Annotated in this window: 20 protein-coding genes; 8 read left to right on the top strand and 12 right to left on the bottom strand. The window is 72.0% G+C overall.

The features are described 5' to 3' along the window. Nucleotides 1-99 precede the first annotated feature (99 nt). From AB0K67_RS34425 to AB0K67_RS34415, 3 genes are read left to right on the top strand one after another with little or no spacing between them, the layout of a single operon-like run. Nucleotides 100-1110: a hypothetical protein gene (locus AB0K67_RS34425; RefSeq protein ID WP_364068488.1), complete on the top strand. Its 1011-nt coding sequence runs from the start codon at nucleotides 100-102 to the stop codon at nucleotides 1108-1110. Beyond that, entirely contained in the window at nucleotides 1107-2804 is a 1698-nt protein-coding gene (locus AB0K67_RS34420) for a hypothetical protein (RefSeq protein ID WP_364068486.1), read from the top strand. The genes AB0K67_RS34425 and AB0K67_RS34420 overlap by 4 nt, the downstream gene beginning before the upstream one ends. Before the next feature lie 20 nt (nucleotides 2805-2824). Then, nucleotides 2825-4711, top strand: a complete 1887-nt coding sequence (locus AB0K67_RS34415; protein WP_364068484.1) for a glycosyltransferase family 2 protein — start codon at nucleotides 2825-2827, stop codon at nucleotides 4709-4711. A gap of 9 nt (nucleotides 4712-4720) precedes the next feature. Here the strand turns inward: AB0K67_RS34415 and AB0K67_RS34410 are convergent, their stop codons facing one another. Both AB0K67_RS34410 and pseB read right to left on the bottom strand, forming a co-directional pair. Next, on the bottom strand, nucleotides 4721-5845 hold the full coding sequence (locus AB0K67_RS34410; protein WP_364068482.1) for a DegT/DnrJ/EryC1/StrS family aminotransferase: 1125 nt from the start codon (nucleotides 5843-5845) through the stop codon (nucleotides 4721-4723). Next, nucleotides 5845-6822 (bottom strand): UDP-N-acetylglucosamine 4,6-dehydratase (inverting), encoded by a 978-nt coding sequence (gene pseB / locus AB0K67_RS34405; RefSeq protein ID WP_364068479.1) that lies wholly within the window; start codon nucleotides 6820-6822, stop codon nucleotides 5845-5847. Before pseB ends, AB0K67_RS34410 begins: the two co-directional genes overlap by 1 nt. Before the next feature lie 104 nt (nucleotides 6823-6926). Here pseB and AB0K67_RS34400 point away from each other — a divergent pair, with 104 nt between their 5' ends. Beyond that, complete coding sequence (locus AB0K67_RS34400; RefSeq protein WP_364068477.1) at nucleotides 6927-7655, top strand: glycosyltransferase family protein; 729 nt, start codon at nucleotides 6927-6929, stop codon at nucleotides 7653-7655. Next, a complete protein-coding gene (locus AB0K67_RS34395) occupies nucleotides 7652-8746 on the top strand; it encodes a hypothetical protein (protein WP_364068475.1) in 1095 nt (364 codons plus the stop codon). Before AB0K67_RS34400 ends, AB0K67_RS34395 begins: the two co-directional genes overlap by 4 nt. 6 nt (nucleotides 8747-8752) lie before the next feature. Here the strand turns inward: AB0K67_RS34395 and pseI are convergent, their stop codons facing one another. Next, nucleotides 8753-9796: a pseudaminic acid synthase gene (gene pseI, locus AB0K67_RS34390; RefSeq protein WP_364068473.1), complete on the bottom strand. Its 1044-nt coding sequence runs from the start codon at nucleotides 9794-9796 to the stop codon at nucleotides 8753-8755. Beyond that, nucleotides 9793-10284 (bottom strand): GNAT family N-acetyltransferase, encoded by a 492-nt coding sequence (locus AB0K67_RS34385; protein WP_364068471.1) that lies wholly within the window; start codon nucleotides 10282-10284, stop codon nucleotides 9793-9795. Before AB0K67_RS34385 ends, pseI begins: the two co-directional genes overlap by 4 nt. Before the next feature lie 156 nt (nucleotides 10285-10440). On the opposite strand from AB0K67_RS34385, the gene AB0K67_RS34380 reads away from it, so the two are divergent. From AB0K67_RS34380 to AB0K67_RS34370, 3 genes are read left to right on the top strand one after another with little or no spacing between them, the layout of a single operon-like run. Further along, a complete protein-coding gene (locus AB0K67_RS34380) occupies nucleotides 10441-11907 on the top strand; it encodes a glycosyltransferase family 2 protein (RefSeq protein ID WP_364068469.1) in 1467 nt (488 codons plus the stop codon). Between the two features lie 48 nt (nucleotides 11908-11955). Continuing rightward, on the top strand, nucleotides 11956-12858 hold the full coding sequence (locus AB0K67_RS34375; protein WP_364068467.1) for a CDP-alcohol phosphatidyltransferase family protein: 903 nt from the start codon (nucleotides 11956-11958) through the stop codon (nucleotides 12856-12858). Between the two features lie 21 nt (nucleotides 12859-12879). Beyond that, nucleotides 12880-13917 carry a sulfotransferase gene (locus tag AB0K67_RS34370; protein WP_364068465.1) on the top strand — a complete coding sequence of 346 codons (1038 nt, stop codon included), beginning with the start codon at nucleotides 12880-12882 and terminating at the stop codon, nucleotides 13915-13917. 15 nt (nucleotides 13918-13932) lie between these two features. Here the strand turns inward: AB0K67_RS34370 and AB0K67_RS34365 are convergent, their stop codons facing one another. The 8 genes from AB0K67_RS34365 to AB0K67_RS34330 form a co-directional block, all read right to left on the bottom strand. After that, nucleotides 13933-14994, bottom strand: a complete 1062-nt coding sequence (locus AB0K67_RS34365) for a glycosyltransferase (RefSeq protein WP_364068463.1) — start codon at nucleotides 14992-14994, stop codon at nucleotides 13933-13935. Further along, nucleotides 14991-17636, bottom strand: a complete 2646-nt coding sequence (locus AB0K67_RS34360; RefSeq protein ID WP_364068461.1) for a CDP-glycerol glycerophosphotransferase family protein — start codon at nucleotides 17634-17636, stop codon at nucleotides 14991-14993. The genes AB0K67_RS34365 and AB0K67_RS34360 overlap by 4 nt, the downstream gene beginning before the upstream one ends. Before the next feature lie 91 nt (nucleotides 17637-17727). Further along, a complete protein-coding gene (locus AB0K67_RS34355; RefSeq protein WP_364068459.1) occupies nucleotides 17728-18492 on the bottom strand; it encodes an SRPBCC family protein in 765 nt (254 codons plus the stop codon). A 132-nt stretch (nucleotides 18493-18624) separates the two neighbouring features. Next, nucleotides 18625-19479, bottom strand: coding sequence for a xanthine dehydrogenase family protein subunit M (locus AB0K67_RS34350; RefSeq protein WP_364068457.1), 855 nt, complete (start codon nucleotides 19477-19479; stop codon nucleotides 18625-18627). Then, entirely contained in the window at nucleotides 19476-21824 is a 2349-nt protein-coding gene (locus tag AB0K67_RS34345) for a xanthine dehydrogenase family protein molybdopterin-binding subunit (protein WP_364068455.1), read from the bottom strand. Before AB0K67_RS34345 ends, AB0K67_RS34350 begins: the two co-directional genes overlap by 4 nt. Continuing rightward, a complete protein-coding gene (locus tag AB0K67_RS34340; RefSeq protein ID WP_364068453.1) occupies nucleotides 21821-22303 on the bottom strand; it encodes a (2Fe-2S)-binding protein in 483 nt (160 codons plus the stop codon). Before AB0K67_RS34340 ends, AB0K67_RS34345 begins: the two co-directional genes overlap by 4 nt. A 72-nt stretch (nucleotides 22304-22375) precedes the next feature. Continuing rightward, entirely contained in the window at nucleotides 22376-22582 is a 207-nt protein-coding gene (locus tag AB0K67_RS34335) for a hypothetical protein (RefSeq protein ID WP_364068451.1), read from the bottom strand. Beyond that, a complete protein-coding gene (locus tag AB0K67_RS34330; RefSeq protein ID WP_364068449.1) occupies nucleotides 22572-24767 on the bottom strand; it encodes a PspC domain-containing protein in 2196 nt (731 codons plus the stop codon). The genes AB0K67_RS34335 and AB0K67_RS34330 overlap by 11 nt, the downstream gene beginning before the upstream one ends. Nucleotides 24768-24854 lie beyond the last annotated feature (87 nt).

Here is a 24854-nt window from a genome sequence, read left to right as displayed (position 1 = left end):
TGGGAATGTCGGGAAGGACACGCCAGCCGTACGGGGGGAATGATGGACGAATCCAATCACTGGTACGGGCACTCCCGCATTCTCGGCAGATACTGTGGCATGCCGGATGAGGCGCCAAAGCGCATTCAAGGTTTCCTCCAGCATGGATGGAACTATCTGCATGGATTTCCGCCAAACGACCACTGGTGCAGCCCGGGATATCCGCGTTTCATCTGGTCGGACGTGCTGCGTCGCAGGGGATGGTCGATGGGCCGGCGGGGGCACTATCTCATCGGCGCGCCGTGGATCTACCTTCTTTACCTGGAGCCCGACCTCGGCGTACGGCAGGATCGCGAGGGTACGATCTGGTATCCCTTTCATGGCTGGGAGAAGTATTCCGTCAGCGGAGACCATGCCAGGCTCGCCGATGAAATCCGAGATGTCGAGATTGGCCCGGTAACGGTCTGCCTTTATTGGTTGGAATTCGCAAATCCGGACATTCGGCGGGCGTACGAATCGAGGGGGTTCCGGGTCATCTGTCACGGTGAGCGCGGCTCCCGCTGGGACGCGAGAGGCCGCGACTTCCTGCGCAAGCAGCTCGTCGAGCTGCGGCGCCACCGCAGGGTGGCCTCCAACCGGCTCGGCAGCGCGCTGTTCTACGGCGCGTCCGTCGGCTGCGAGGTCGCCGTCTACGGAGACCCGATGCAGTACGAGGACGAGCGGCCCGAGTACGGCGGCACCGCCCGCCGCATGCGGCTCTGGCCCGAGTTGCACGGCACGCAGGTCGATACCGAGCTGGCGGCCGAGGTGGCGCGGCGCGAGCTGGGATTCGAGTATCAGGCGACACCGGAGGAGCTACGGCGAATGTTCGGATGGAAGCGGGCCCGCAGCGCACCGTCGGCGGCGGTGACGAGACGCCGCCCCCGGCCCACCGCCGCGGCCACCCATCCCGGAGCGGGCGCGGCGGTCCGTGCCGACCTCCCGAAGGCGGCCGCACGTTTCGGGGCCGCCGCACGTTCCGAGGAGGGCGCACGTTCTGGGGCGGGTGCGGTGGTCCGTGCCGACCTGCCGAAGGCGGCGGCCGGACTCAAGGGGGCTGAAGCGGGCGATCGGGGTGGAGTGCGGAGATGAGCGTGAACGAGGCGCCCGCGAACGTACGGCTGATCGGCGGCGAGATGCTGCTCTGGTCGGACATGTCAGGCATCGGGGGCGTCACCGAGTGGCGCGGCGCGGCACTGGAGCTGATCAGGCGGCTGGTGCCCCCGGACGGCAGGGTGCTGCTGGTGGGCCCGCACCCGGAGCAGGTGGTGGACGACGTGGTGGCCAGGGCGGGCTCGGCGGCGGCGCTGGTGCGCTCGTTCCCCGACGCCCGCGCCCTGGGGGAGCGGCACCCGGAGCTGGAGGTGTTCTGCGGGCGGCTTGAGGCGCTGGACGTCGCCGAGCCGTACGACCTGGTGCTGGCGCTCGACGGCCTGCTGCGTACGCACTCGGCGGAGGCGCCCGCGTCGGCGTGGAGCGAGTCGCTGGCCGCGCTGGCCGGGCTGACCAGACCGGGCGGCCGGCTGGTCCTCGTGGTGCGCAACGATCTCGGCATCGACCGGTTCATCGAGGCCAGGCCCGCCGACCGCGAGTGCGGTGACGACCAGTGGGCGCCGCACGGCTTCGACCCCAGCTACCCGGGCGGCCCGGCGGCGCTGGACCACGGGCTGGAGTCGGCGGGGCTGAGCCCGCAGCGCTGCTACGCCGCCTACCCCGACCGGGAGGCGCCGCGCTCGCTGCTGTCGCGCGAGGCGCTGGCGGGCGAGCTGCCCGAGGCGCTGACGTTCCCGCTGAGCGCCCGGGAGAGCGACCGCATGCTGGTGGCCGACCCGCTCAGCCTGACCAGGCTCGTCTTCAGGCACGGGCTCGGCGAGGAGCTGGCACCGCTGTGGCTGGCCGTCGCCACGCGCCCGCCGCTCACCGCCGACCAGGCGCATCCGGCGCCGTCGGGGCCGGTGTCCGCGGACAGCGGTGACCGGGTGCAGCCGGCGCCGGCGGAAAGCGGGCACCCGGCGCATCCGGTGGAGCTGCCGCTCGGCCTCATCGAGGAGGGGCGGTCCCTGTACGAGCTGACCGGACACGGCACCAGGCGCCTGCCCGACGGCGAGGAGCGCCCGGTCCCCGCAGGCCGCGTGGTCGAGGAGATCCTGGTCGAGGCGTGCGCCCGCGAGGACGTCAAGACCGTGCGCGAGCTGCTGTCGTCGCTGGCCGAGTGGCTGGAGCGAAGCGGTGAGGTGTCGGCGGCGACCGACAGCCTGGTCTACGACGGCGAGCGCTTCGCCGCGGTCAACCCGTCCGCCGCCCCGGTCACGCCGCGGGAGCCGCGCGTGGTGCTGTGCCGGATCCTGTGGCGGTTCGCGGTCCGGCTGCTCGCGGCCGGGCACCACCATCCGTGGCCGTGGCCGCTGCAGGCCGACCAGCTCGCGCTGACGCTGTGCGGCATGGCCGAGCGGCCCTGCGACCACGGTGACCTCGACCTGGCACGCAAGCTGGACGCCGAGCTGGGCCAGCCGGCCGAGCTGGGCGAGCACGCGCCGACGTACCGGGATCTGCTGGGCGCCCGCGACCGGCTCGCCGACCAGCTCACCGCCGCCCTCGCCAGGATCTCCCGCCTGGAGACCAAGCTGTCCTACCGCGAGCGCGAGCTGGTGCGGGCCAAGGCCAAGCTGCGCAGGACGCAGCGCAAGGCCACCGCCTACCGCAGAACGCTCGGATACCGCCTCTCCCGCCGACTGGCCCGCCCCCGCAAGGTCGCCCGCCGCGTCATGCGGCTGCTGTCCGGCTGACCACACGATGAGGAGCTCCTGTGCCGGTTCTTTCGGTGATCGTCCCGTTCCACAACGTCGAGAAGTACATCGGACCCTGCCTTGACTCCATCACCGCGCAGACGCTGGACGACCTGGAGGTGATCTGCGTGGACGACGGCAGCGGCGACGAGGGGGCCGCCGCCGTCGAGGCCAGAATGGCGCAGGACCCGCGCATCAAGCTGCTCAGCCAGGACAATCACGGGGTGGGCCACGCCCGCAACGTGGGCGTACGCCATGCGACGGGCACCTACCTGGCGTTCGTGGACGGCGACGACACCGTGCCGCGCGACGCGTTCAAGCGCATGGTGTCCTCGCTGGAGACGACGGGCTCCGATCTTGCCTGCGGCAACGTGATGCGGCTCTACCGCAACCTGCTCATCCCGTCGTGGGCGCACCGGCAGGCGTTCGCCAAACCGGCCAAGCGCACCCACATCACCCGGCATCCGCTGCTGGTCCGCGACCGCATGCTGTGGAACAAGGTCTACCGCCGCTCCTTCTGGGACCGCCTCGGCCTGAGCTTCCCCGAGCGCATGTACGAAGACCAGCCGGTCGCCATGGCCGCCCACGTCGGTGCCGAGTCGGTGGACGTGCTGGCCAGGGTCGTCTACCACTGGCGGCAGCGCGACGAGCAGAACGCCTCGATCACCCAGCGCCGCCTTGAGCCGGCCAACCTGCGCGACCGCCTGCTGTCGGTGACGCAGACGGCCGAGCTGCTGGCGCGCGGCGCCCCCGGGCTCAAGACCGACTTCGACCGCGACACGCTGGACATCGACATGACGGTCGCGGTGGAGGCGATGGCCGCCATGGGCGAGGACGCCGAACCCGACCTGGTGGACCTGGCCGCCCGCTATCTCGACGGCGTGTCGCGTGAGGCGTGGCTGAGCATCCCGTTCGAGCACCGCCTGATGGTGCACCTGCTGCACCGGCGCAGGCTCGGCGAGCTGTCGCGGGTCTACGCCGAGGCCAGGCAGGGCCGGCTGCTGCCGAAGGTCGGCTCGTCGGGGTGGCTGCGCAAGCGCTGGTACGGCCGCCACCCCGCCATGCCGGGACACCTGTCGGAGGTCTCGGAGGAGCTGGGCCTGCAGGCCAGGCTGGTCAGCCTCGACTGGCACGACGGCGTGCTGCACGGCGCGGGCCGGGTCGCGGTCGGCAGGTTCGACGTGGGCGACCTGCGGCGGGCGCGGGTGCGTACGTGGCTGCGCGAGCGCGGCACCGGCGACACCGTCGTGCTGTCGGAGAACGACAGCTTCCCCACCTGGGAGGATGTCGAGCAGGAGGACGGCGTCCGCGCGCCCGAGCACGCCTTCCCGTTCAGGTTCGCCTTCGACCCGGAGGTGATGTCGCGGGGGCAGCTCGCCCGGCACGGCCAGTGGGATCTGCACGTGCGGGTGAAAGGCGGCGGGCTGCGCCTTGAGTGCCGGGTGGCCGGGCCGCGCTGGCTGCCGCCGCTGATACCCGCGCCGCGCCGCACGTCGGGGGTGTGGCTGGTGCCGGTACGCAGCGCCAAGGGAGCCTGGGGCATCCGGGTGCGCACCGCACAGGCGGTCATCGGCGACTGCCGGGTGGACGGCGGCGACCTGCTGCTGTCGGGACGGCTCACCGACCTGGGCGACGGCGAGCCCGTGCTGCGCCTGCGGCGCAAGAGCGATGGCGAGGAGATGTACTTCCCGGTGGAGCTGGACGGCCAGAAGTTCAGCGCATGCGTCCCGCTGGCCGGCATCGACGAGTGCGTGGGCCACGAGTCGTGGTGGGAAGTGATGATCGACCAGGGCCGCCCGCTGCGCCCGATCGTACGCTCGCGGCAGCGCACGATCACGACCGTGGACGAGCGCCGCTTCCTCATCGACCGCAGTGAGGACGGCTGCCTGCTGCTGGCCGAGCGCTGACGACCGGGCTCAGCGCAGGATGCCCGCCAGCGTCTCGACGACGCGGTCCTGCTGGGCGTCGGTCATGCCGGGCCACAGCGGCAGCGACAGCTCCTCGGCGTAGTAGGACTCGGCGTCGGGGCACAGGCCGCGGCGGTAGCCGAGGTCTTCGAACACCGGATGCCAGTAGGCCGGTACGTAGTTGACCTGCACGCCGATGCCGGCCGCGCGCATGCGGTCGTAGACCTCGCGCCGCCGCCCGCCGCCGATCCTGACCGGATAGAGGTGCCGGCAGGGGCTGACGTAGGCGCGCTGCGCGGGCAGCGTCAGCCCCGGCACGTCGCGCAGCAGCGTGTCGTAACGGGCGACCAGCCGAGCCCGCCGCTCGCGGAAGCGCGCGAGCCTGCGGAGCTGGCTGATGCCGAGCGCGCACAGCACGTCGGGCAGCCGGTAGTTGAGCCCGAACGCGTGCACCTCCTGGTGCCAGCCGCCCTCGTCGGGGTGACGCTGCTCGGCCGGCTCCCTGACCAGGCCGTGGTTCCTGAAGCGGGCCGCGCGCCGCAGCATGGCGGGGTCGGCCGCCGCCACCGCGCCGCCCTCGGCCGTGGTGACGTTCTTGGTGGGAAAGAACGAGAACGTGGTCAGGTCGGCGAGCGACCCCACCGGCCGGTCCTTGTACGCCGACCCGAGCGAGTGCGCGGCGTCGGCCACCAGCGCCGCCCCGCAACGCCCGGCCACCTCGCGCAGCTCGTCGTAGTCGGCGGGATGGCCGGCGTAGTCGACGGCGGTGATCGCCCGAGTCCTGGAGGTGACGAGCGCGGCGGCGGCGTCGGGGTCGAGGTTGCCGGTGTCGGGCTGCACGTCGGCGAAGACCACCCGCGCGCCGAGCAGCGCCGCCGTCGAGGCCGTCGCGACGAACGTCAGCGGCGAGGTGATGACCTCGTCGCCCGCGCCCACCCCGGCCGCGACGTAGGCGACGTGGAGCGCGGCGGTGCCCGAGGTGACCGACACGCACGGCACGCCGCCCGTCCACCACGCCAGCTCCGCCTCGAACCTGCCGACCGCGGGCCCGGTGGTCAGCCAGTCGCCGCGCAGCACCTCGGCGACGGCCTCGACGTCGGACTCGTCGATCGACTGGCGGCCGTAGGGCAGCATCAGCCGTTCACCATGGCGCGCAGGTCGTCGACCGACAGCCACTGGTCGTTGGTGTCGGAGCGGTAGGAGAAGCCCTCCGGCAGGGTCTCGCCGCCCTCCGGCGGCTTGTAGCCCCAGGTGGCGATGGTCGGCTGGACGACGTAGCGGTCGGCCAGGCGCAGCGCCCTGCGGCTGTCGTCGGGGCCGATCATCTCCTCGTGGAGCTTCTCGCCCGGCCGCACGCCGATCTCGTAGATCGGGCTGCCCGGCGCCAGCGCCTCGGCGAGGTCGGTGATGCGCATGCTGGGGATGCGCGGAACGTACAGCTCGCCGCCCTGCATCAGGTCGAACGAGTCGACCACGAACCTGACGGCCTGCTCCAGCGTGATCCAGAACCTCGTCATGCGCTTGTCGGTGATCGGCAGGCTGCCGCCCTGCTCGGCCAGGCGCTGGAAGAGCGGCACCACCGAGCCCCTGCTGCCGACGACGTTGCCGTAGCGCACGACGGAGAAGCGGGTCTCGTGGGCGGCGGCGTAGTGGTTGGCCGAGACGAACAGCTTGTCGGCGACCAGCTTGGTGGCCCCATAGAGGTTGATGGGGCTGCTCGCCTTGTCGGTGGAGAGCGCCACGACCTTGCGCACGCCGCAGTCGATGGCGGCCTCCACGACGTTCTGCGACCCGGCGATGTTGGTGCGGACGTACTCGAACGGGTTGTACTCGGCGGTGTCGACCTGCTTGAGCGCGGCGGCGTGGACGACGTGGTCGACGCCGTGCATGGCGCGGGTGAGGCGGTCGCGATCGCGTACGTCGCCGATGAACCAGCGAAGGCGCTCGTCGTCGCCGAAGAGCTGCTTGCTCTCGTACTGCTTGAGCTCGTCGCGGGAGAAGACCACCAGGCGGCGGACCCCGAGCGAGTCGAGCGCGTGGCGGATGAAGGCCTTGCCGAAGGACCCCGTGCCTCCGGTGATCAGAATCGACGATCCACTGAGAATGCTCACGTGGCCCCCTGAGTGCGCCGGACGGCGCTGTAGTCGTCGTGGCAAGCCGGTAGCATAGCGCGACCACACGATGACGAAGAGTCACACGGGGGATTGGGGCTTCGGTGCGGATTGTGGGGATCATCCAGGCTCGGATGGGATCGACGCGGCTGCCCGGCAAGGTGCTGCGCGAGCTGGGCGGGCGCTCGGTGCTCGCCTGGGTCGTACGCGCGGCGCGCGAGGCGGGCGCGCTCGACGACCTGCTCGTCGCCACCACCACCGAGCAGGCCGACGACGCGGTGGCCCGCGAGTGCGACCGGCTCGGCGTGGCCTGCCACCGGGGGCCGGTCGACGACGTGCTGACCCGGTTCGTGCAGGCGCTGGACGGGCGCCGGTGCGACGCGGTCATGCGGTTCACCGCCGACTGCCCGCTGCTCGACCCGGCCGTGATCAGGGAGGCCGCGCTGGTCTTCCGCGCCGTTCCCGGGCTCGACTACCTGAGCACGAGCCTGGAGCGCACGCTGCCGCGCGGGCTCGACGTCGAGATCGCCGGGCGCTCCGCGCTGGCCAGGGCCGACCGTGAGGCCACCGGCTTCCACCGCACCCACGTCACCTCCTACCTGTACGAGCATCCCGGCGAGTCCCGGCTGCTCGGCCTCACCTACCGCCCGGCGGCCGGCGACCTGCGGGTGACGCTCGACACCGAGGACGACTGGCGGCTGATCTCCGCCGTCGTCGCCGCGCTCGGCGACCGGTGCGTCCCGGCGAGAACGCTGATCGGGTGGCTGCGCGAGCATCCCGAGGTGTGCGGTCTCAACGCCCACGTCCGGCAGAAGGCACTCCAGGACGCGTGAGCGCCGGGTCTCTGGGCGCGGCCGTGCCGGGCGGTTCGCCCGGCGGGTCTTCGGGCGAGGTGCCGGGCGGGTCTTCGGGCGAGGTGCCGGGCGGGGCGGTGCGCGTCGGGGTGCGCTGTGACGCGGGCGCGCGCAGCGGGGTCGGCCATCTCGTACGTTGCGTGGCGCTCGCGGAGGAGCTGGTCACCCGCGGCGTCGAGGTCGTCTTCCTGGGCGAGGTACGCGACTCGCCGTGGGCGCGGGCCCAGCTCGACGGGCGCGGGCTGCCGCTGGTCCCGGCCCCTGGCGAGCCCGCCGGCCTGGCGGCACTGGCCCGCGAGCTGGCCTTGGACGCGGTGGTACTCGACTCGTACGCGCTGCCGCAGGACACCGGGGCGACGCTGAGGGCGGCGGGCCTGCCGGTGCTGGCCATCATCGACGGCGACCCGCTCGGCCAGGAGGCCGACCTCTACCTCGACCAGAACCTCGGGGCCGAGCGACGGCCCTTCACGCTGCCGGGCCGGCGGCTTGCCGGCGCCCGTTACGTGCTGCTGCGCGACAGCGTGCGGGCGCGTACGCGGCCACCGCGCGAGCCGGGACCGCCGCGCGTGCTCTGCTTCTTCGGCGGCACTGACAGCGCGGGCGTCGCCCCTCGCTGGGCGGACGCGCTCAACGCCACCGGCCTGCCCTTCTCCGGTACGGTCGTCAGCCCGGCGCCGTTCGACGCCGGCTCGATCGCCGTCATCCCGCCCACCGACCGGCTGCCCGAGCTGATGGCGGCGGCCGACCTGGTGGTGACGGCGGCGGGCTCGGCCGTCTGGGAGCTGCTGCACCTCGGCGTCCCGACGGCGCTGACCTGGGTGGCCGACAACCAGCTCATCGGCTACGAGGAACTGGTCGGCCTGGGCGCGGCCGCCCCGCTCGGCCCGTCCCCCTGTGGCGAGGCCACCGGCGTGCTGGCGCGGCTGCTCGCCGACCCCGCCGCCCGCGACGAGCTCGGCGGCCGAGGCCGGGGGCTGGTGGACGGCAAAGGCAGGGAGCGCGTCGCCGACGCCCTCCTCGCCCTCCTGCCGAAACGCCGGCTCCTGCTGAAGCCTCGGATCCAGCCGTGAGTGGCGCTAGATCAGATCCCAGCTCAGCGGCGTACCGAGCGGAACATCACGGACGAACCGCCGTCCCACGACCTGGTCGAAAGCGTCGGGATGCAGCCCACCGGCGGGCCGGATCGAGCGCACGTTCTCAGGGGTGACCGGCTCGCCCGCCCGCACATCGCGTACGACATGCAGAGAACGACGGAACCGCAGCCCCTCACGCTCCGACGGCCGCGGCCCGATCACCGGCTCGCCCAGCGCCTGCCAGGCCCGCTCGCTCTCGGCCACCAGCGCGGCCAGCTCGGCCGGCTCCAGCGAGAACGCGGCGTCCACGCCGCCGTCGGCCCGCGACAGCGTCACGTGCTTCTCGATCACGCACGCGCCCAGAGCGACCGCCGCCAGCGCGGCCCCGATGCCCGGCGTGTGATCCGACAGACCCACCACCGCGCCGGTGAGCGCGGACAGCAGCGGCAGCGAGCGCAGGTTGCTCTCGCCGGGCGGCGCGGGATAGGTGGCCGTGCAGGACAGCACGGCGAGCTGCGTGCACCCGGCGCCCCTGGCCGCCGCGACGGCGGCGTCGATCTCGGCGGCGGTGGCCATGCCGGTCGAGATGATGAGCGGCTTGCCGGTGCCGGCCGCGAGCCGGATCAGCGGCAGGTCCACGATCTCCGACGAGGCGATCTTGTACGCCGGCGTCTCCAGCTTCTCCAGCAGCTCGACCGCCGTGGGGTCGAAGGGCGCGGAGAACGCGACGAGCCCGCGCTCGCGGGCCCGCTCGAAGATCGGCCGGTGCCACTCCCACGGCGTGCTGGCGCGTTCGAAGAGCCGGTAGAGCGTCTCGCCGCCCCACAGCTCGTGCTCGTCGCCCACCCGGAACGCGGGCGCGTCGCAGTCGACGGTCAGCGTGTCGGGCGTGTACGTCTGCAGCTTCAGCGCGTGGGCCCCGGCGTCGGCCACCGCGTCCACGATGGCCAGCGCCCGCTCCAGGCTGCCGTTGTGGTTGCCGGACATCTCGGCGACGACGAACGGCGGATGCCCGGGCCCGATCGGCCGCCCCCCGATGGAGATCATGCGTGCTCCTTCCTGAGTTCGATGGTGACGACGTCGCGCGGCACGCCGTCGATCTCGCGCCGGTAGGAGCCCACCTCGGCGAAGCCGAACCGCCGGTGCAGCCGCAGCACCGGCTCGTTGCCGGCCAGCACCTCGCCGCGCAGCGTGGTCAGCCCGAGCGGGCCGAAGGCGTGCTGGATGGCCGCGCGCTCCAGGCCGATCCAGGCGGGCAGCAGCAGCCCCTGCCGCTCCAGGCCGTCGAGGTCGAGGTAGTAGCCCCAGTGGGCGGCGCCGCCCGCGATGCCGGTGTAGGTGACGACCCCGGCGGCGGCCCCCTCGTGGTGGTAGATCAGCACGCGTCTGCTCGTGTCGGCGCGGGTGGCCGCCCACCAGCGGGCGTGCTCGTCCGGCGTGATCTCGTGCGTGGTGAAGCTGGTGGCGCGGACCCGAGGGTGGTTGCGCCAGTGGCGCATGGCCGGCAGGTCGTCCTCGCGGGCTGCTCTCAACACGGCTCCCCCTACCGTTCGTGCTCGATCCTTTGCACAACGTAGCGGATTACGTGCTCGGTAAAGAGCTCATCAGGGACGGCCATCGCAGGCGTAGGCGGGGCGGGCGCCACGGCATGCTGCCCTCGAACGCACACCGAGTGCAAGGAGCAATAAGGCATGATCCCCCTGCTCAGCGTGGTCGTCCCCATTCACGACGTGGAGCCGTACCTGACCGAGTGCCTGAAGTCGCTGGCGGCGCAGACCCTTGAGGACATCGAGGTGATCGTCGTGGACGACGGCTCCACCGACGGCGGCGGGCGCGTCGCCGAGGACTTCGCCGCGCGCGACAGCCGCTTCGTCCTGGTCGTCCAGCACAACATGGGGCCGGGTCCTGCGCGCAACCGGGGCATCGCCAGGGCGCGCGGCACGTACCTGGCCTTCGCCGACGGCGACGACGTGGTGCCGCCCGAGGCGTACGAGCGGCTGGTCGGCACGCTCTCCGAGACCGGCTCCGACCTCGCCACCGGCGCCGTGCGGCGGCTCGTGGACGGCGAGCTCGAAGAGTCGGTCCTGCACGAGAAGGTGTTCAGGAGGCCGCACCTGTGCACGCACATCACCGACAAGCCGGTCCTGATCAGGGACCGCACGGTCTGGAACAAGGTGTACCGGCGCGCCTTCTGGGACCGCTGCGGCCTGCGCTTCCCCGCCGGCATCTACGAGGACGTGCCGGTCGCCATGCAGGCCCACGTGCTCGCGACCGGCGTGGACATGGTCGGCGACGTCGTCTACCACTGGCGCAAACGCGAGGAGGGCGGCACCTCGATCACCCAGCGCCGTTCCGAGCTGCCCAACCTCCAGGAGCGGCTGTCGGCCATCCGCTCGGTGCGCACGTTCCTCGACGACCGCGCGCCCGAGCTGCTCGACGGGTTCGACGCGCTCGTGCTGGAGAAGGACACGGTCTTCCTGTTCCAGGCCCTGGAGCGGTGCGCGGAGGGATCGCAGGACCCGGGGCCGCTGCTGGAGCTGGGCCGGGCCTGGCTGGCCGAGCTGGGGCCGCACGTGCTGGCGAGCGCGCCCTCGCTGCGCCGCCTTGAGCTGCACCTGCTGCGGCGCGGGCTGCTGCGGGAGCTGCGCACCGTGCGGGAGTTCCGTCGCGGACGCGAGGACAGCGCCCGCGTGGTGCCGCGCGGCTGGCGCACGACCGGCTGGTACGGCGACTACCCGTTCTTCCGCGACCGCCGCCTGCGCATCCCCGACGAGGTGTTCGACGCCCGCGACGAGCTCAAGCTGATCGCCAAGGTCGAGGAGTGGACGTGGACGGGCGGCGAGTACCGGCTGCGCGTCCACGTCGGCATCCACCGGGTGGACCGCAAGGTGCCCAAGGTGAACCTCTGGCTCAGCGACGGCCGCCGCAGGGTGCCGCTGGAGGTGCGGCGCAAGGGCCGCTACGGCGTCATCGCGACCGTGGACCCCGCCCGCCTGGCCGGCGCCGCCCGCCCCTGGAAGCTCGGCGTGCGGGCCGAGATGCGCGGCCTGGTCTTCAAGGGCTGGTGCCGCGACGGGGAGTCGGGGGGAACGTGGCGGTGGTCGTCGCTGGGGTCAGTGCCGGGATGGTCAAGAACAGGCATGGACATCCCCCAGTAGTTCCAGAGCGTAATCGCTTCGGCGCGTCGCGTGGTCATGCTGGGATCCATGAGGACCTATTCGCTGGATGACGTCTACGAGACACGCAAGCGGAGAGACTCCTGGTGGACCGTCTATTTCGTGGATCCGGTCGCCTGCCGGGTCGCCCTTCCCGTCGCCAACCACACCCGGCTCACGCCCAACGCCCTCACCGTGCTCTCGCTGGTCCTCGGCACGGTGTCGGCCGCATGTTTCGCGGCGAACCACCTCATAGCGGGCGCGGGCTTCTTCTATCTGAGCTTCATGATCGACTGCGTGGACGGCAAAATCGCCCGGCTGAAGGGCACGGGCACGCCGTTCGGCCTCTGGCTGGACTACGTGGGGGATCGCATCAGGGTCGTCCTGTGCGCCGGGGGGCTGGCGTACGGGCAGTACGCGCTGACAGGCGACGTGCGCTACGTCGTGCTCGGCGCGGCGGTGGCGGTCCTGGACCTGTTCAGATACGTCAACGCACCGCAGATGAAGCGCGTGCGCGAGGCCATCAGAGAGGAACGGCAGGAGGCCGAACCGCACCTCCTGGGCGGCCCGCAGCAGATCAGCGCCGATCCACTAGGGGCCGATCCACTCGGGGTGGACCCGGTCGGCCCGGATCCCTTCCTCACCGAGCACCCGGAGGGCGAGCCGCGGGGGCGTACGCCCCGGTCGCGGACCTTCCACCGGTTCTTCCGCAGGCTCAACAGGTTCCTGGCCCGTCATCGCGTGCGCTCGCACCTCGTGAGCGGCATCGAGTTTCACGCGGCGGTGTTCGTGATCGCGCCCATCGCGGGGGCGTGGGCGCTCATCCCGCTCGCCGCGGCGTCGGGGGCGCTGCTGCTCGCCAACGAGGTCTTCCTTGTGTACCGGATGTGGCTCTTCACGCGCAGGCACGGCGTGGGCTCGCCTCAGCAGAGCCGAGAGCACGTTCTCGTCTAAGTTTTCGGGGGTTAGTACGACATGAACGACCGGCCAGTCTTCGTCATCGGATGCCCGCGGTCCGGCACCACGATGCTCCAGCTCATGCTCCACTCGCACCCGCGCATCGCGGTGCCGCCGGAGACGCGCTTCCTCGTTCCCGCTTATTACCGCCGCCGCAAGTGGGGCGACCTGCGGGTCCCCCAGCGGCGCCGCGCGCTGGCGCAGTGGATCGCGACCGACCGCAGCACGAAGTTCCGCGAGCTGAAGATCGACAAGGACGAGTTCGTCCAGCAGGTCGTCGAAGGCCCCGGCTCGCTCGGCTCGGTGTTCGGCACCGCCTTCCGCATGTACGCCGACCGCTTCGACAAGGTCCGCTGGGGTGACAAGCGGCCCAGCTACGTCAAGCAGGTCGACATGCTGCTCAGGCTCTTCCCCGACGCCCAGTTCATCCACCTCATCAGGGACGGCCGCGACTGCGTGGCCTCGCTGAAGGAGATGCCCTGGTACACCCTCGACTCCTTCCACGCCATCTCGACCTGGGCCGAGGCCATCGACGCCGGCGGCAAGCTGCGCCGTACGCTGCCCGACGACACCTACTACGAGCTGCGCTACGAAGACCTCACCGACGACCCGATGACCGAGCTGAAGAAGCTCTGCCACTTCCTCGACGAGGAATTCTCGCCCGCGATGATCTCGCCGCGCGAGGCGGCCAGCGTGGCCGTGCCGCAGCACAAGGTCTGGCACAGCAACACCCACCGCGAGGTCACCCGCAGCCGGGTCGGCAGCTGGGCCAACCGGCTGGAGCCCTGGGAGATCTCGCTGTGCGAGCACATGCTCGGCGACCGCCTGGAGTCGATGGGCTACGAGCTGAGCGGCGCGCCCAAGCCGTCCAAGGAGCACATCACCACGGCCCAGAAGACGATGCAGAAGCGCAAGGCGAGCAGGATGCGCAAGCACATGCGCGACCGGATCAACCGGCTGCGCGAGCCCAGCCCGGTCGCCGCCCTGCTCACCTCGCGGCAGCGGTCGCTGGCCGGCGTGCCGCAGCAGCGCAAGGAGCTCACCGAGCCGGTGTGACCGGCTCGGCCCGGGTCAGCGCTCGATGTGGGCGAAGACCCGTTCCCAGCCGTCCAGCACGTGGTCGAGGCGGAACGCCTCGGCCCGTGCGCGGGCGTCGGCGCCCAGCCTGCGCCGCTCCTCCTCGTCCGACACCAGCCGGGCCAGCTCCGCCGCGAACGCCGCCACGTCGCCGGGCGGCACCAGCACCGGCGCGGCGGAGCGCACACCGCCCGACACGTCGAACGCCACCGCGGGCACCCCGTGCGCGGCCGAATCGAGCAGCACGATCGGCAGGCCCTCGTGCTCGCTGGTCAGCCCCAGGATCGAGGCGTTGAGATACTCGCCCGGCATGCGCTCGGCGGGCACCACCCCGCGGAACACCACGCGATCGGCCACGCCCTCGCGCTCGGCGTGCGCGCGCAGCCGCTCCAGCTCGCCGCCGTCGCCGATGAGGTGCAGCTCCCACGGCGGCGGCGCCTGCGACCTGGCGAACGCGCTGATCAGCCGGTCGAAGCGCTTGACCCCCTCAAGCCGGCCCACTCCCAGCACCCGGGGCGCGTCCAGCCTGGACATCTCCTGCGGCCAGCGGGCCAGCGGGTTCGGCAGCGCGCCCGCGTTCGGCAGCAGCGCGTGCTCAGAAAAGCGCACGGCGTCGTCATCACTGAGGAAGAGCGCCTGGTCGAGCGGCGGGTAGTGGCGGCGGATCGAGGCCAGGTGCCAGCAGCCGCGGGCGTGGTCGTACGAGCCGTGATACTGGCCGATCGGCCGGAAGCCGCGCGGCAGCAGCCCCGACACGCGGGCCACCACGGACGGCGAGGTCAGCACCGCGTAGCCGGGCGGGATCTCCCGTAGCAGCTCCCTCAGCCGCCGGTCGGCCAGCCTGCGGGCGATCGGGCCGTCGGCGGGCCGCCGGCTGATCAGGTGCCGGTGGTAGCGGGGCGCGTCCACGTACCGGAACGGGCGGCCCGTGCGGTGCAGGCCGATGACGTGCACCTCGTGGCCGCGCTCGGCCAGCCCCTGCGCCAGGGTGTGGGTGACCTGCTGGATGCCGCCGAGCGTGTCGGCGTCCAGGCAGGTGAACACGACGCTGCTCACCGGGCCTCCTCGAAGAAGTCGGAGACGATCCGCGCCGCCGCGTCGCCCCGCTCCTCCGCGCACCACATGCGGCGGAAGGCGGCGTAGCGCTCGGCGTAGGATTCGTGCACGGCGGGCAGGCGGCGCAGCACCTCGGCCAGCTCCTCCGTGGTCGTCACGCATGGCCCTGGGGCGATGGACGGCAGGTCGTGGTAGACGCCGCGCTCCGACAGGCGGTACTCGTCCCAGTCGTCGATGAAGAACACCATCGGCTTGCCGGTCAGCGCGTAGTCGCACATGACGGAGGAGTAGTCCGTCAGCAGCGCGTCCGAGGCGAGCATGAGGTCGTTGATCTCCGGATAGGAGCCCGCGGGGCGGACGAAGTGCCGCAGGCGCTCGGGTGGCCGGTAGCGCTCGACCGGGTGCGTGCGCAGCAGCACCACCCACTCGTCGGCCAGCTCCTCGGCCAGCAGCTCCAGGTCCACCCGCACCGACCGGCCGCTGCCCTTGGCCCGGTCGCGGTACGTCGGCGCGTACAGCAGGACCCGCTTGCCCGGCGGCACTTCGAGCCGCCGCAGCACCTCAAGGGCGCCGTCGCTGCGGCCGCCCGCCTTGACCAGCGCGTCGCAGCGGGGCGTGCCGCACCGGTACACCTTGCCCGCGTAGCCGTTGGACGGCAGGAACAGCCGGGAGAACTCCGCGCTCGGCGCGACCAGCGCGTCCCACCTGGCCACTGCGGCCCGCCAGCGCGCCCGCGGCCCGTCGAAGTCGCCGCGCAGGTCGGGCGCGTCGAACCCGATCGACTTGATGCCCTGGCCGTGCCAGGTCTGCAGGTAGCGAGTGCCGCGCGGCTTGGGGTAGTCGAGCGGGAAGCCGTGACTGTCCACCCAGATCCCGGCCCTGGCCATGGTGTAGACGTAGCGCCAGCTTCCCCTGCGGACGAGCTTGGCGTCGGCGGGGAAGTTGCCGCGCCCCCTGGCCACCGACCAGACCGCCTCGATGGGCAGCCGCCTCCGGCGCATCTCCTCGTAGATGGCGCGCGGGCTGCCGCTGTAGTTCTTGCCGACGTCCGACTCGAACAGCGCCAGGTTCTTGCGCGGCGGCAGCACCCTGACCAGCAGCTTGTACGCCAGCAGCTTCGTCCGCGGCGTGCTGATCCGCTTGATGACCTTCTGCTTGACCCGCCGCAGCACCGCCCTGGTGATCGAGTCGGGGCGCACGCACAGGTAGGCCGCGTACCCCTCGACCCCGACCGTGCAGCCGCGCAGCTCGATCGGCTCGGTACGCGGGTCCACGATGAGCCGGTCGGTCGTGGTGAGCCCGTCGGAGAGCCGGGTGAAGCCGATGCGCGGCTCGCACCTGGCGGCGGGCGGCGTGAACTCGACACGCGTGACGTACGCGCCCTCCGCCGACGGCTGCGGCTCGATCGGCACACGCAGCCGGCCGAGCTGGAGGAAGGCCATCCACTCCGGCGGCAGCGCGCCGAACGGATCGTACGTGCGCACGGTCATCCGCACCCGCCGCCCGTCGGAGGACAGGTCGATCACCTCGTGCCGCAGCCGGGAGGCGCTGAACGGCAGCTCGGCCAGCCGCAGCCGGGTGATGTCCATGCCGGGGGAGGGCGTGCTGCCCCAGTACGTGCGCCCGCCGCGCTGCACCGCCGTCCTGGGGGCGGCGCGCGGCCCGGTGAGCGAGCCCGCCGCCACCCGCAGGTCCTCGATCCGATCGTCGAGGATGAGCTGGGAGCAGACCCGGTCCAGCGGGTCCAGCCGGTCGAGCACCTCGCCGGGGATCTCCTCCAGGTACGGCCGCACGATCGAGGCGAATTCCTTGACCCACACCAGGTCGCGGGCGGGCAGCGGGTTGAGATAGACCCGTAGGTCCTGGCGCAGGAACCGGTACTGCCGGTGCGGCACCAGGTCGGCGGCCCCGTGCTCGCGCAGGATGTCGTCGCTCAGCCGGGCCGCGATCACCCGCTGGCGCACGTTCTCCAGGTCGGCGATGCTGAGCGAGATGGAGTCGTTCGCGGTCGAGCGGTGCCAGTGGTAGACCGTCCACGGCACGATCGCGAACCTGCGGGTCACCGCGTACAGCTCGGCGGCGAAGACGTGGTCCTCGTAGTGGACGTCCTCGGGGAAGCGCAGCACGCGGTCGCGCAGCAGCCGCACGTCGTAGAGCTTGTTGGTGCTGAAGCTGTCGAGGAACAGCTCCGGCTCCTGCCTGATGCCCTCGACCACGCGCCGCCGGGCGAACAGCGACGGGTAGTAGGGGTACAGCCGGCCGTTCGACTCGTGCAGCCGGGAGATCTGGCCGGCGACGAACTCGGCCCCGGTCCGCTCGATCTCGGCGAGCAGGCTCTTGCACGCGTGCCTCGGCAGCTCGTCGTCGCTGTCGAGGAACATCACGTACGGGGAGCGCGCGGCGTCGATGCCGTCGTTGCGCGGCGCGCCGCAGCCGCCGCTGTTGACCTGCCTGCGCAGGTAGCGGACGCGGGGGTCGCTCGCGACCAGGCGCCGGGCCACCTCGGGCGTGCCGTCGGTGCTGGCGTCGTCGGCGATGATCACTTCCAGGTCGCGCAGCGACTGGCCGAGCACGGAACGTACGGCTCTGGGCAGGCGGGCCGCGTCGTTGTAGGTGATCACGACCACGGTGCAATCCGGCATCGCACATCCCCCCGTTTGACGAACCCGGCGGGAATGGCACTTCCCCCGGCCCGGGAGAAGTGACCGGACTTGATGGACTATTTGCCCAAAATCACCGCATTATCCGGCGAATCACCCAGATGATGACAAGGAGCGCGGCCGCCGCGCCCGCGATCGGCAGGACGCGCTTGAGCAGCGGCTGCCCGGCGATCTCCAGCAGGTCGAGCGCCTCCTCGTCGGGCGTGCGGGACGAGCGCAGCGAGTCGACCCGCCGTTCCCGTGCCGACTCCTCGGCCGCCCGCTGTGCAGCCTCCTGTGCCGCCTGCTGTGCCGCCTCCTGCGAGGTTTCGGGGACCGCGCTCAGGTGCCGCTCCTCCTCGTGCGGCCCGCCATCGGACGGCTGAGCCGGCTCCACCTGCTCCACGGTGGGCTCCGACAGCAGCTCGGCCAGATTGGCCGCGAACCGCTCGATGAGCTTGCCGCCCACCTCCGCCATCACGCCGCGCCCGAACTGCGCAGGCCGGCCCGTGACGTTGAACGAGGTCTCCACCGTCACCAGCGTGGACTCCTCGCGCGCCCGCATGCGGGCCTTGACCGTGGCCGAGGCGGTGCCCGTGCCCCTGGCCTCCTTGCCCGACGCCTGGATCGTGAGCGAGTAGGAGTCTTTGTCGACGTCCTCGAACCTGGCCGTGCCCCGGTAGGTCACCGTGATCGGGCCGACCTTGACCTTCATCCTGCCGGTGAACTCGTCACCCTCGAAGGTGTCCAGCGTCGCCCCCGGCAGGCACGGCGCGACCCGCTCGACATCGAGCAGCACGGCCCACGCCTGCTCGATCGGGACCGGAACAGTGAACTCGTGCTCGAACCGCATCGCCATCGATCCGCTCCTTCTGCCGATGCTGTGACACTACGTCGCGATGGAAACACCCTGGAAGACCGGGGTCGCCCGGCACGGCGGGGCGCCCCGGAGGATGGGGACGCCCCGGAAGAGGGCGCCCCCGTCACGTCGTCAGGGCGCTCCGGCCGCGGCGCGGACCGCGCGGTAGGTCAGCACCCTGGCCAGATGTCGCCGGTAGTCCGGCTGGGCGTGCAGGTCGGCCGGGGGCGAGGTGCCCTCCGCCGCCGCCTCGCACGCCTGGCGTACCCGGTCGCCCAGCTCCACGCCGCTCAGGGCGCTCTCCGCGGCGGTGGCCCGCAGCGGGGTGGTGCCCATGTTCGTCAGCCCGATCCTGGCCTCGGCGATCGAGCCGTTCGAGCGCTTGACCGCGGCCGCCACGCCGACGATCGCCCACGACTGCGCGGTGCGGTGGAACTTCTCGTAGTGGAAGCCCCACCCCTCGCCCAGCTTGGGGATCTTCACGCCGGCCAGGATCTCGCCCTGGGCCAGCGCCGGCTCCCAGTAGTCCACGAAGAACTCCGACGCCGCAATCTCCCGCTCGCCCTGCGCCGAGACCGCCACCATGACAGCGTCCAGCGCCAGCACCACGGCGGGCAGGTCACCGGCCGGGTCCGCGTGCGCCAGCGAGCCGCCGAACGTGCCCCGGTGCCGGATCGCCGGGTCCGCCACGTGCGCCGTCGCCTGCGCCACCAGCGGGCAGCCCGCCCGCACCACCGGAGAGCGCATGACCTCGTCGTGCGTGGTCAGCGCGCCGATGTAGACGTGGTCGCCCCGGTCGTGCACGCCCTTGAGCTCGTCCAGCCGGCCCACGTCCACCAGCGTCGACGGGTACGCGAGCCGCAGCCGCAGCAGCGGCAGCAGCGACTGGCCGCCCGCCAGGACCTTGGCGTCCTCGTCACCGGCCAGCACCTCGCACGCCTCGGCGACCGAACCGGGACGCACGTAGTCGAACTGCGCGGGGATCATGGCCGCACTCCTTCCTGCGCGCGCTCCTGCAGGGCCCTCCAGATCCGCTCCGGCGTGCACGGCATCTGCACGTCGTTGATCCCGTACGGCCGCAGCGCGTCCACGACCGCGTTCACCACGGCCGGGGTCGAGGCGATCGTGCCCGCCTCGCCGACGCCCTTGACGCCCAGCGGGTTCGTGGTCGAGGGCGTCTCCGTCCTGTCCAGCGTGAAGCCGGGCAGGTCGGCGGCCGACGGCAGCAGGTAGTCGGCCATGGTCGTGGTCAGCAGGTTGCCCTCGGCGTCGTACACGGCCTCCTCGAACAGCGCCTGCGCGATGCCCTGCGCGATGCCGCCGTGCAACTGGCCGTTGACGATCAGCGGGTTGATCACCTTGCCGATGTCGTCCACCGCCACGTACGAGCGGATCCTCGTCTGGCCCGTCTCGGTGTCCACCTCCACGGCGCACAGGTGGGTGCCGTGCGGGAACGAGTACGTCTCCGGGTCGAAGGTGACCTCGGAGTCCAGCCGCGGCTCCACCCCGTCGGGCAGGTCGTGCGCGGTGAACGCGGCGTAGGCCAGCTCCTGGATCGTCTTGGCCGAGTCGGTGCCGCGCACCTTGAACGTCCCGGCCTCGAACTCCAGGTCGTCCGGCGAGCACTCCAGCAGGTGCGCCGCCAGCGTACGCGCCTTGTCCTTGACCTTCTCGCACGCCTTGAGCACCGCGATGCCGCCGACCACCAGCGAGCGCGAGCCGTAGGTGTCCATGCCCTTCGGCGCGATCGCCGTGTCGCCGTGCAGCACCGTGACGTCCTCGAACGGCACGCCCAGCGCGTCGGCCACGATCTGGCTCCACGACGTCACGTGGCCCTGACCGTGCGGCGAGCTGCCGGTGACGACCTCGACCTTGCCGGTGGGCAGCATGCGCACCGCGCCGTGCTCCCAGCCGCCCGCGCCGAACCTGGCCTCGGCCAGCAGCCGCGACGGCGCCAGCCCGCACATCTCCGTGTACGTGCTGACCCCGATGCCGAGCTGCACCGGGTCGCCCCTGTCACGCCGGTCGGCCTGCTCGGCGCGCAGCTTGTCGTAGCCGAAGAGCGAAAGCGCACGCTCGGTCGCCGCCTCGTAGTTGCCCGAGTCGTACGTCAGGCCCGAGATCGTGGTGTACGGGAACTCCTCGTGCTTGATCCAGTTGCGCCTGCGTACCTCCAGCGGGTCCAGGTTCAGCTCGGCGGCCAGCTCGTCCATCATCCGCTCGATGCCGAACGTGGCCTCAGGCCGGCCCGCGCCCCGGTAGGCGTCCGTGGGCATCTTCGTGGTGAACACGCCCGTGCAGGCGAACTCGTACGCGTCCATCTTGTAGATCGCGTTGAACATCGACGCGCCGAGCAGCGGCACGCCCGGCGTCAGCAGCAGCAGGTACGCGCCCATGTCCGCGAGCAGCTCCACCTTCAGCCCGCGGATACGCCCGTCGGCGTCGGCCGCGAGGCGGAGGCGCTGGATCTGGTCGCGGCCGTGATGCACGGTCAGGTTGCCCTCGGAGCGCGACTCCGTCCACTTCACCGGCCTGCCGAGCTTGCGCGCCAGCACCAGGCAGAGCACTTCCTCCGCGGTGACCTGCAGCTTCGAGCCGAACCCGCCGCCCACGTCGGGCGCGATCACCCGCAGCTTGTGCTCGGGGATGCCGGTCACCACGGCCAGCATGACCCGCAGCACGTGCGGGATCTGCGTGGACGAGTAGACGGTGAACGACTCGCCGTCGGTGTCGGCCAGCACCGCGCGCGGCTCCATCGCGGTCGGGATGAGCCGCTGCTGCCGGAACGTCCGCTCGATGACGACCGGCGCGCCCCTGAACGCCGTCTCGATGTCGCCCGAGACGGTCTTCATGCTGTACGCCTTGTTGCCCGCCTCGTGCACCTTCGGGCTGTCCGGCGCGAGCGCCTCCTCCATGTCGAGCACCGCCGGCAGCGGCTCGTAGTCGACCTCGATCGCGTCCAGCGCGTCGGCCGCGCGGTACCGGTCGGTCGCGATCACGCAGGCCACGGCCTCGCCGACGTACCGGACCTCCGACACCGCCATCGGCGGATGGTCCGGGATCACGATGTCCTCGGTCACCGGCCACGCGCACGGCAGGCTGCCCTGCTCATCCGCGAGGTCCTGGCCGCTGAACGCGGCCACCACTCCTGGCAGGTCGCGCGCCCCGGAAACGTCGACCCGCGTGATCCTCGCGTGCGCCATCGGGCTGCGCAGGAACATCACGTGCAGCATGCCGGGCCGGGAAAGGTTGTCCGTCCACTGCGTGCGCCCCGTCAGCAGCTTGGTGTCCTCTTTCCGCCTGCGCGGACGGCCGATCTCCTGGACGGTCATGACGTGCTCACCGCCTGCCCCATCTCCTGGGCGCCCTTGCGGACGGCCCGCACGATGTTGCAGTAGCCGGTGCAGCGGCAGAGGTTGCCCTCCAGGCCCTGCCTGATCGTCTCCTCCGACGGCTCGGGATCCTCCCTGAGCAGGTCGATCGCCGCCATGACCATGCCCGGCGTGCAGTAGCCGCACTGCAGCGCGTGCTCCTCGTGGAAGGCCCGCTGCATCGGATGCATCTGGCCGTTCGCGCCCAGGCCCTCGATGGTGACGACGTCGCAGCCGTCGGCCTGCACGGCCAGCACCGAACAGCTCTTGACGCTCTTGCCGTCGAGCATGACCGTGCAGGCCCCGCAGTTGCTCGTGTCGCAACCGACGGGCGTGCCGGTCTTGCCCAGCCGCTCTCGTAGCAGGTGAACGAGGAGAAGCCGCGGCTCGACGTCCTCCTCGTACTTGACCCCGTCGACGGTGACGGTGATTCGGGGCATACGTCCTCCCTCACTTAGCAGGGGGAAAAGCGGACACTCCGAACCTACGCCGGTGTCTTGCCCGGTCAAGGGTCACTTACCGCGGACGGCCTTCGAGATGATCGCCACCAGCCCCGCGAAGGCCAGTCCCAGCACCAGCACGCCCACCAGGACCAGCGGATCCGTGAGCGCGCGGGTCACCGTCAAAATTCCCAAAACTATGAACAGGACACCGCTCAGCAGCGCCATCCAGTCCGTTCTGTGCACGCGGCGCGGCCGCTCCTCGAGATCACGCCGCATGGCGCACCGTCATGTCGCCGAGGCCGCCCTTGAGGTTCAGCACGATCGTCGAGACCTTGCCCTCCGGATCGACCTCAGGCTCCAGCACCTTGTTCACCTTCAGGTCCACGCCGCCGCGCAGCGACTGGCCGATCACGATGTCGCCGACCTTGTTCGTCGCGTGCACCTCGACCCTGACCGTCGGCGGCACGATCACCTCCAGCTCGCCCGCCTGCACCGCCGCGTTGAACGTGACCTTCGACCCCGGTGGCAGCTCCAGCTCCGACAGGTCCAGCTTGCCGTCGCCCACTCCCACGTCGTACAGCCTGCCGGCCTCCGCCACGCTCGTCGGCACCCACTCCGCCGGGCCGATGTTCTTCGGCATGCCTCCGAGCACGAACCCCATGCCCACGACCAGCGCCACCGCCGTGCCGCCCGCCACCAGACCGGCGCCCCTGCCCCACCAGGCGGCCACGAGCAGGCCCGCGCCGATGGTGATGAGCATGGCGCCGCCGACGATGGTCGGGCTCACCCCGGCGGCCGACCGGGCTTGTGCGACCACGACGATCCCTCCAACGATGATGGCGAGCAGAATGGTTATCGCGCCGATGTAGGACTTCGGCTGCGGCGCGCGCTGCGGCCGATGCGGCGGCCGCGGGTGCGGTCCCGGCGCGGGCATCGGACGCCGGTAGAGCGCCGGATCGTACGGCGAGTAGGCGGCCGCCCGCCTGGCCGGATCCAGCGGGCGGTACGGGCCGTGCGGGGCGAACGGCTCGCCCTGCCCGTGATCCACCGCCGTCGGCGGGTCGGGGCGGTAGCCCTGCTGCGCGTACGAGCCCTCCTGCGCGTACGGCGGCACCGGGTGCTCGGCCGTCACCGCCTCCGGTGACGCCGGGCCCTCGAACTGCTCCCGCCAGTACTGCCGCTCCTCCCAGTCCCGGGAGGTGGGGCGTGGTGTTTCCGGCGCTGCGGCGGGGTCCGTGTCCTCCGCCTGCCCGCTCGCGTCCTGCGTCTGCGCGCCCGTGTCCTGGGCCTGCGCGCTCGCGTCCGGGGCGTGTGCTGCGTCCGTGTCCTGGGCGTGTGCGCTCGCGTCCTGGGCGTGTGCTGCGTCCGTGTCCTGGGCGTGCGCGCTCGCGTCCTGGGCGTGTGCTGCGTCCGTGTCCTGGGCCTGTGCGCTCGCGTGGGAAGCCTGCGCGGCCGCGTCCTCAGACGTCGCGCCTGCGTGCGGTGGCTGCGCGCCTGCGTGCGGTGGCTGCGCTCCTGCGTCGTCCTGTGCCGCCTGCCCGGCGGCGTAAGGAGTCTGCGCGTCCGGCGCGTTCACAGCCGGGGTCGCCGTGTCGCGGTCGCCCTGGCGGTGGCGGCTGGCTCGGTAGGCGGCGTCGCGTACGCCCGCCGCGGCCTGGCGCAGGCCCTCGATGGCCGTGGCCGGGCTGGTCTTGCCGGGCGGGTCGCTGACGGCCTCCTCGACGGGCACCGCTTCCTGGCGCATGGCCGCCGCACGTTCCTGAGGCGCGTCCGCCGCGCCGGGAGCCGTCGTCTCCGGCGTACTCGTACCGGATGTTTCCGGGACGCCCGCAGTGGGAGGCGGGCCGACGGGGGAGTCCGCCCGGTCGCGGCCCGGCTCGGTAACCGGGGACGGGCGGCGTACCGCAGTGGTGGGGGGAGCCGCACCGGCGGGAGCGCCGAAGCCCGGCGCGGAGACCGGGAAGGCGGGGTTGTGGCCGGAGTCGAACGCGGCGGACCCGGCCGGGCGCCGGCGGCTCAGACGTTCCGGCATCGACCGGACCAGCGCCACCAGATCGACGCCGTGCGTGTGCGCCGCCAGCAGCGACACGGCCAGGAACACCCCGACCACCAGCGAGCCCATGTCCAGCCACACGGTGGCCAGATTGATCGCCAGCCCGAACGCCAGAACCGCCGTCAGCAGCGCCATCACGGTCTCGGCGTCGAAGTCGCGCCGCGTCCACTGCTCGATGATCCCCGGCCGCCCGTTCGGCTCCTTCATCAGCAAGTACGCCGCCAGATACAGAAACAGCCCGATACCGGACCCGAGCAGCAGCACCGCGAAGGCGACGCGGAAGACCACGGGATCGATGCGGGTGTACCGCCCGAGCCCGGCGCAGACTCCCATGAGGAAGCGTCCCTCGCTGCTGCGTCGCAGCTGGGAGGGGGGCGAGGCCGGTTGCCTTGGCGGTGCTTGCGTCATGTACCCCATCGTGGCGCGCGCGAGCCTTGCCCGCATCCGGGAGACCCCTGACCGGACCCTGGGGCCGTTCCCTGATGCCTCTTCACC

This window comes from Nonomuraea sp. NPDC052634 (assembly GCF_040678535.1).
In the GTDB taxonomy this organism is placed as follows: Bacteria; Actinomycetota; Actinomycetes; order Streptosporangiales; family Streptosporangiaceae; genus Nonomuraea; species Nonomuraea fastidiosa.
This window is presented reverse-complemented; position numbering and strand designations above follow the sequence as displayed.